The 7,738-nt window shown below is 44.3% G+C and carries 4 protein-coding genes; 1 reads left to right on the top strand and 3 read right to left on the bottom strand.

The window, feature by feature from the left end:
• Nucleotides 1-182: 182 nt before the first annotated feature.
• Nucleotides 183-1,289 carry an alkaline phosphatase gene (locus JCM15548_RS07185; RefSeq protein ID WP_062123863.1) on the top strand — a complete coding sequence of 369 codons (1,107 nt, stop codon included), beginning with the start codon at nucleotides 183-185 and terminating at the stop codon, nucleotides 1,287-1,289.
• 174 nt (nucleotides 1,290-1,463) lie between these two features.
• Here the strand turns inward: JCM15548_RS07185 and JCM15548_RS07180 are convergent, their stop codons facing one another.
• The 3 genes from JCM15548_RS07180 to JCM15548_RS07170 all read right to left on the bottom strand — a co-directional run bounded on the left by JCM15548_RS07180 (nucleotide 1,464) and on the right by JCM15548_RS07170 (nucleotide 7,070).
• On the bottom strand, nucleotides 1,464-1,676 hold the full coding sequence (locus JCM15548_RS07180; RefSeq protein ID WP_157482503.1) for a hypothetical protein: 213 nt from the start codon (nucleotides 1,674-1,676) through the stop codon (nucleotides 1,464-1,466).
• Nucleotides 1,677-1,898: 222 nt separating this feature from the next.
• The gene (locus JCM15548_RS07175; RefSeq protein ID WP_062123858.1) at nucleotides 1,899-4,352 is read right to left on the bottom strand and encodes a choice-of-anchor J domain-containing protein; all 2,454 of its coding nucleotides are present in this window, start codon (nucleotides 4,350-4,352) and stop codon (nucleotides 1,899-1,901) included.
• 21 nt (nucleotides 4,353-4,373) lie between these two features.
• Nucleotides 4,374-7,070 carry a TonB-dependent receptor gene (locus JCM15548_RS07170; RefSeq protein WP_062123856.1) on the bottom strand — a complete coding sequence of 899 codons (2,697 nt, stop codon included), beginning with the start codon at nucleotides 7,068-7,070 and terminating at the stop codon, nucleotides 4,374-4,376.
• Nucleotides 7,071-7,738: the final 668 nt, after the last annotated feature.

Here is a 7,738-nt window from a genome sequence, read left to right as displayed (position 1 = left end):
CCCAATTTACCCCATTCACCCTACTCAACCCTTCCTACCCCATCAACCCTTCCCACCCTACTTACCCTTCATGCCCTCTTATCCCTTCCCCCATATTAATACACATTTAACACCACTTCCTCCCCAAATAAATCTAAAAACAGTAATTTAGTCCCCTAATTAATTCATTAAAAAACGACATCATGTTCAAAAAAATATTGCTCACAGCTAGCATTGCCACATTTATTGCCTCACAGGCCTTGGCTCAGACGGCCGATTCACTGGCGCATTACACCAATCCCAAGCCCCACAAAGTGGTAGAATTGCAGGACCGTCAATTTGGAGAAACACCCAAAAACATCATTCTGCTCATTGGAGACGGAATGAGTGCCACTCAGATTTTTGCAGGCATCACCGTCAACGGCGGCATGCTCAACCTCAACCACATGAAGCACATCGGTTTTAGCCAGACGCAAAGTGCCGACAATTACATCACCGATTCTGCAGCCGGTGGAACGGCTATTGCTACGGGACAAAGAGTTAACAATGGCGTTATTGCCCTTGATGCAGATGGCCAGCCCATCCCTACCATCCTGCAAATCAGTGATAAAAATGGCAAGGCTACCGGACTGGTTTCCACCTCTGGAATTACCCACGCCACGCCGGCTTCCTTTATTGCCCATCAAACCTCACGCAATATGTACGAAGCCATTGCAGCTGATTTTTTAAAGACAGACATTGACATTTTCATTGGTGGTGGACTGGAGCATTTCAACCAGCGGGAAGATGGAAAAGATCTGACAAAAGATTTAAAGGACAAAGGCTATCAGGTGTTCACCTCTTTGGAGGAGAGTGCAGGAAGCTCTGAAGCTCCTATGGCCATTTTTACGGCCGAAGGTCACAATCCGGATTTTGATGGCCGTGGTGAAATGCTGACCGAAGCTACCCGTAAAGTCATTGAAGTGCTTTCTGCCGATCCGGATGGTTTCTTTGTCATGATTGAAGGCTCACAAATTGATTGGGGCGGACATGACAACAGCACCCCCTACATTGTGGGTGAAATGCTCGACTTCGACAGAGCAGTAGGTGCAGCACTTAAATTTGCAGCTGAAGATGGCGAAACCCTTGTGATTGTAACTGCAGACCACGAAACAGGCGGCATGACCATCAACGGTGGCAACTTCGAAGCGCACTCCGTAACCGCCAAATACACCTCCACCAACCACACCGCTGTCATGGTTCCCACCTTTGCCTACGGCCCCGGTGCTGAAGCGTTCATGGTATATATGACAATACCGATCTTTTCGTGAAGATGATGACCCTTTTTGGGTATTGATTTTAAAGAACGTATCCCAATAGATAAAACATGACGCTGCATTTTCTGCCGCCGCATGTTTACCACAAAACAGCCAAAATCGCTTCCATCTCAGTGTCGCTCGGCGTTGGAAGCAACACGCCTTCTCTTTTACATTTTATTTTACCTGCTAATAAAAATGATTTGCAATTCTTTGCTCTATTTCTTCTCTTGAAAAAACTCTTCCTGCCTGGATGTCGTTTTCCGATTTTTGAGCCCTGCTTTCCAATTTCGCTTTAAAAACTTCTTCACTACGAAGTTTCTCATATAATTCATTAATGGTCTTTTCATTTACGCGATGCAAATGCCTGTGTATAAATTTTCTTTTTTCAACTATATTCATAATTTCCATGACTTTATCTCCAACAAATTTAAAGATTAATAATCACTTCTGGGACTATTTAATGGGTGAAGTTTTTCTGATTTTCTTTGAATGTCATCCAGGCTATTCAACTTTTAAGGTTCGGCACTGCTTACTTATTAACAATGCACATCACACCACCAAAAAAGGGATTGCCTGAAAGACAATCCCCTTTTTTAATTAATTTCTGATCAATGACGCTTGCTATTCGATGGGGTCAGGCCCACTGACCAATTCAAACTCACCGACACCAACCACTTTATAAACTATGGTGTGGGTCACATCAGAGATGGTTTCCCCTGTATAAATACCCACATTCACGGTATAAGTTATATCAACGCCTTCAATGGGGGTAGCCTCCGGATGCAGTTGACTTAAAACTGCTCCCATGACCTCAGCCAGACGCTCCATCATTAAAGCTGTAATCTCCTCATCGCTTAAATCACCATAGGCGGCAGGATTCTGATTTCTGGCAGACTGCGGTCGCATATCCACATTGTTGTAATAGGCAGAGGTTCCGGCATAATACTCATTATTGCCATAACCCGAGACGTATCCATCTCCTTTTTCAGCTGCACCGGCAGGCACATCAATATTTTCCCAAACCCAGTCGGATGCCGCCTGGTAGTAGCTCATAATAAAGGGATCATTTCGAACGGGTCCCAAATTAATAACCACACTTGGATTCCATAACCAGCTGCCATTTGTCTTCACAAACTGATCGGTAACCGCTTCCTTCATATCCACTTTGGTCCATACACCATTGCTGAATTCATAATCTTCAGCACTTAGGTTAGTACGATTTCCATAAAAGAAAGCCACTGTTTGAACATCGCCTTCCAACGCATAAGGGAAGTGAACCTCCAGATAATTGGGCAAATAATCTTCTGTTTTATTAGAAGAACTGAAATTTGAAATGCCCATGGCTGAATAATCAGAACCATTCAGAATGACAGCTGAGCCATAAGGTTCCCAGGCACTTCCATTGTAGGTATATAAAGCATACTTGTCAGCTTCCACAGCGGAGGCAGACTTCAGCCCGGGCGCAGCATCAGGCACTGAGCGGGAATATGCTTTTACATTAACGTCATAAATCTGATAGGTAGTGGTTCTGTCCTCCTCAGCATTACCAAGGTATTTAAAGGCCACGAAAATCTCTTTTCCTTTATAGGCATTCAATGTGGCCGCTCCGGCTGATACTACATCGCTATAGCCTCCGGTAGAAACCGGAAAAGAAAATTCTCCGGTCACATCTGTCCATGTGGCAGTTGTAACGTCACCGGCAAAGTCTTCCGACACCAAAACAGAAAGGCAATTGGCATTGTGATAGCCTACAGCCATGTCAACCAATAACTGGCTGGCCCCGGTAGCGGGCACGGTAATGCCCGGGGAAACCAACCAACCTTCCTGCTCACCGGTAGTGCCGTAAGCAGAATAGACCGCACGAAATTCATTCGAATAAGAACTTACGCTCCATTCTTTCGTTCCTTGTACCACAATATTGGACCAGTTGTCGAGGCCACCTGCAAAATCCTCAGAAAAAGCATCCTCGCTAACAACGGTTGTTTCGTCACCAATTTGCAAATTATCGACCTGATAGGTCGTTGTTTTATCATCATTGGCATCACCCGCATAACGGAAAGCCACACGAAAGGTGTTTTCCTGATAATCCGACATATCCATAACACCCGCTACGTACAAATTGGTATAACCACTGGCTGCACTATAAATCGCAAACTGATGGGTCACATCGGTCCAGTTAGCCACTGTAGGATCACCTTCGTCATAATCTTCAGAAATTAACACCTGCATCAAATAGGCATTAAAATAGCCCAGATTAACATCAAAACTGAAAACGGGACTGGCCGCCTCTGCCAGATTTATCTCAGGGGAAATCAACCAGGCAATGGCCTCTCCACCGGTTCCGTAGGCTGAAAATTGAGGATAGGTATTACCGCTATAGCTCCGTCCTTCCCAATATTCCTCACCAACTTCAGCATAGTTGATCCATCCACTAAGATCAACAGGTTCATAAGTAACCACACTACTAAAATCCTCATTGATCGAAGTCACAACGGGGTCTACATAATCAGCAGGCTCTTCATCTGAATAGTTATACGCAATTACCTTTATAGCGTCTTCCTCAGCCTCCGGATAGGCAGCAGACAAAACATCATTGGCATTGCGGGCCAGTGACTTGTCAGGGGTCAGATAATAAAAAGGCTGATCGTTCCAAATATCCTCATAATCTTCAGCAGTCAACTCGTACACTTCCACACCGGACAACTCTGTCAGATAGGCTGGATACTCTTGCTGGAAATTGTAAGTCACTTTTACAGTGGACGTATTATCCAAAGTTGGCCACAATTCAGCCAGATAAGCGAGCATATATGTTTTGGCCGGCAAAGCTTCTGAGAAGCTTTGACTGCTTTCTAAATTGGCCAATTCATCTTCTACCCCATCGGCTTTAGCCAGGGCTTTGTTGGCAGACAAATCCGCAATGGCCGCATAATCTTCAGCCTCCAAAGAATCTTCCAACAACCTAATATCAACTGGTGTCACCAGTTCATCCAATTCCGGAAAATGCTCCTCATTGTATTCACAGGCGGTAAATACAACCAGCAGCGAACTCAGTATATAAAATAGTATTTTTCTCATTGTATTGCGATTAACAAGTTCTTAGAAATTTATTTTTAACCTGACGTTGTAAGTCCGTCCAAAGCCATAAAACAACTGATAGGCCGATTGCCACTGACCATCGCCACCATCCACTGCATCAGCAATGTATTCCTGATCAAACAAGTTGTTTATGTTTCCTGAAATAACCGCTTTGGTCCCACCCAATGGGAAGGCGTAACTGGCAAAGAAATCAAACATCCCGGCCTCCGGAATTTCCCATGAGCTCGCGTAACTTTTTTCACCAAACATCAATAAATCACTGCTTCTGAAACTCCAGTCGGCATAATTCCGTGAAAAATAATAGAAATCAAGTCCTGTACGCAGGTCTTTGTTGATTTTAAACTTCGCACCCAGAGCTGCTGTTGTTTGAGCTGAACCGCCCACTTTCACACCATCCAGATTCAATTTCATGCTGGCATGATCTGCAGCGCCTGCCGCAGAGGCGATGTTACCCTGCATATCGGCAAGTGGCTGGCTACCGTCATTATAGAAATACCCCACGGTATTGTTATTCCATTGCCAATCGCCAATTGATATCATTCCGGTCAGATCGAGCCAGCTGTAGGGACGTGCAGTCAGTTCAACCTCAACCCCCTGGTGAAGGGCATCAATACCTTCCATGTTTATGGTACCGCGACTGCCGTCGTTCAAATCAACCGACCGACTCAACAACTTATCCATCCATAGCGTACGGTAAACATTCACATCTGCTTTTAACCAGGAAGTTTTAAAACCATAGCCGGCCTCCATAGAGAAAATTTTCTCGTTAACTGCATCGGGATTGGTTTCATTACTGACCGTAGAATTAAGGAAGGCGCCTCCTGAGAAAAATGGGGCCCGACTTATAAAACCAACATTGGCAAACACATTGTGTTCGCTGGTCAGGTTATAGTTGGCACCACCTTTAATGGTGTATCCCAAATAATCAACGGTCTCTGATTTGGCATTGTCGGCATCGTAATAAAACCTGTCATAACGCCAGTAGGTGGTATTCGACAAAGATCCGGCAGCAAAGGCACTTAAGTTACCTACATTGTATTCGGCCTGTCCAAAACCACCAGCCTGGAAAACGTGTCCGTCATAATCGCGGTAAACCACGTCACCCACCTGCATTTTTCTCATGATAAAAGCATCCGTTCCGGCGCCTGCATAGTTCTCAGCCGAAACATTTCTTCTATAGCGGTCAATGTAATAGTCTCCCCCGTATAAGTCAAGTAACTCATTGGTATGAACACCCTTGTAATAACGCATATCCAAACCACCATACACATCAATCGTCTGTGCAATGGTTGTGGTGTAAGTGGAAAGGATGCCATACCAGTCATGGAAATTTTTGGACTTGGACATGGCCAGAACTGAACCTTCTGTACTTTCGGCATTCACCGCGTAAATTTGATCATAGGCAAAAGTGCCATCCGGGTTACGATAGGTCTCATTCAAAATACCATTGGTGGTTCCATACCAATGACCAGAATATCCGTCGGCATTCTGCCCACTGTAACCATAACCTCGACCAAGCGAGGTGTAGAGGGAGGTGCTCAGACTGGATTTTTCATCAATCTGCCAAATGTGGTTTAAGGAGATTTGCGGTTTGTGGTATACGTTGTAAGCCGACGATTTGCGCTCACCATTTAAACCAAAACCATAGGTAGGATTATATCTATAGGGACTGTTGTCGCCCATATATTTTTGAACCTCTTGCCATCCCTCTATGGTCAACCCGTCATACCTGCTGCGCTGGTAGTGCTCCTGAGGGGCACCAAAGGCCGTGAATGAAATCTGATGTTCCTCGTTGATTTTCTTGGCCACATTAATAAAGTAATTATAGCCCACAAAATCAGCCCCCTGCACATAGCCATCGCCCCAGGTTTTACCCAGTAACATGGTCATGGCCCAGCCCGTCTCACTTAAACCGGTAGAAACATCAAAAACCACTTTATTATAACCGTCATTGCCCAGGCTGTAAGAAGCAGATCCGCCCTTTTCGGCATCGATGGATTTGGTAATAATGTTGATAGATCCGCCAACTGAAGGCGCTGAAACCTTGGATGCACCCAAACCACGTTGTGTTTGCATTAAGGAGGTTACGTCCGACAGACCGGCCCAATTGGACCAGTAAACGCCCCCCCACTCCATGTCGTTCATGGGAACGCCATTGATCATGACGGCCACGTTCGCCGACTGGAAACCGCGCATATTAATTTTTGAATCGCCGAAACCTCCGGGACCTTTGGTCGCATATACACCGGGGGTGGATTTAAGAATCTCGGGAAATTCCATGGTTCCCAACTTTTCCTCAATAAACTGAGGGGTAATGTTGGACATGGCCACCGGTGTGCGTCGCGCCACACCAATAGAGGCCGTAACCGCAATCTCACCCAGAGAAATCGCATTCGGATCGAGGTAAATAATTCCAAGATTTGCTTTCTCAGCAACATTGAACCGTTGACTTTTATTCGTATAACCAACATAGGAAAACAATAAGGTAACGGGACTCTCATTCACTTGAAATGAGAATTCTCCATCCACACTGGTGGTAGATCCGATGGTTGTACCTTCCACAATAACGGTGGCACCTATCAAGGGCTCACTGGTTTCCTGATCCAGTAATGTTCCGCTTACGGTAATTTGACCATAAACACCTGCAGAACCCAATAGGAGTAACAGCAGCAAAAACAACGTACTAGTCTTTCTCATAAGTTATGATAAATTAAATAGTTTAATATCCGGCAGGCCGGATGTTTAGGGATTAATTCCTGACAATTTAAAAATAAAAAAGCGCATCAAACAACCACATTTATCACTAAATGATAGTAATTTACAAAAGCTCCTTGAAATTCCACTCATTAATTGAAAGCAATATCTTTTTGTCCTTGCAAAAGTGCACAAAACACGACGATGCATTCCCTTGTTCATATTAAGATTAAGTTAATTCTGTGTGACAAAACCCCAATAAAAAACCGGGTCTGCTTTCACAAGCCAAACCCGGTATTTGCTTTACTTTCTGCCACCCCCAATAACCATGAAAGTTGCGGATTAAAAAAACTGTAACAATGGATCATAATTATAAGTCAGTCTAATTTATACCCCCTAATTGAGACTCCAAATGTATAAAAAAAACGCCAAATAGGAAACACTCCCTCACCATTTAAAACAGGCGTTTCACAATTTTTACTTTTTCACCAAAAACAACCTTACTTTCACACACCTCATCGTCGGAACATGAACAAGTGCTACTTAATGAGAAACGAACTCCTCAACATGTGGAAAAACACCCCACCTCAGATTTACCTGGGCCACGTCTAATTCATCAAAACATCCTACAATACTCATTTTTAGAGGGTTTTATCAATCACCATTGATTT

Origin of the sequence: Geofilum rubicundum JCM 15548 (genome assembly GCF_000974365.1) — a bacterium.
Lineage (GTDB): Bacteria > Bacteroidota > Bacteroidia > Bacteroidales > Marinilabiliaceae > Geofilum > Geofilum rubicundum.
Note: the sequence above shows the minus strand (reverse complement) of the source record. Positions and strands in the feature narration are given on the sequence as shown.

Coding starts and splice junctions, on each gene's coding strand:
- JCM15548_RS07185 (WP_062123863.1), top strand. CDS start 183: ATGTTCAAAAAAATATTGCTCACAGCTAGCATTGCCACATTTATTGCC.
- JCM15548_RS07180 (WP_157482503.1), bottom strand. CDS start 1,676: ATGAATATAGTTGAAAAAAGAAAATTTATACACAGGCATTTGCATCGC.
- JCM15548_RS07175 (WP_062123858.1), bottom strand. CDS start 4,352: ATGAGAAAAATACTATTTTATATACTGAGTTCGCTGCTGGTTGTATTT.
- JCM15548_RS07170 (WP_062123856.1), bottom strand. CDS start 7,070: ATGAGAAAGACTAGTACGTTGTTTTTGCTGCTGTTACTCCTATTGGGT.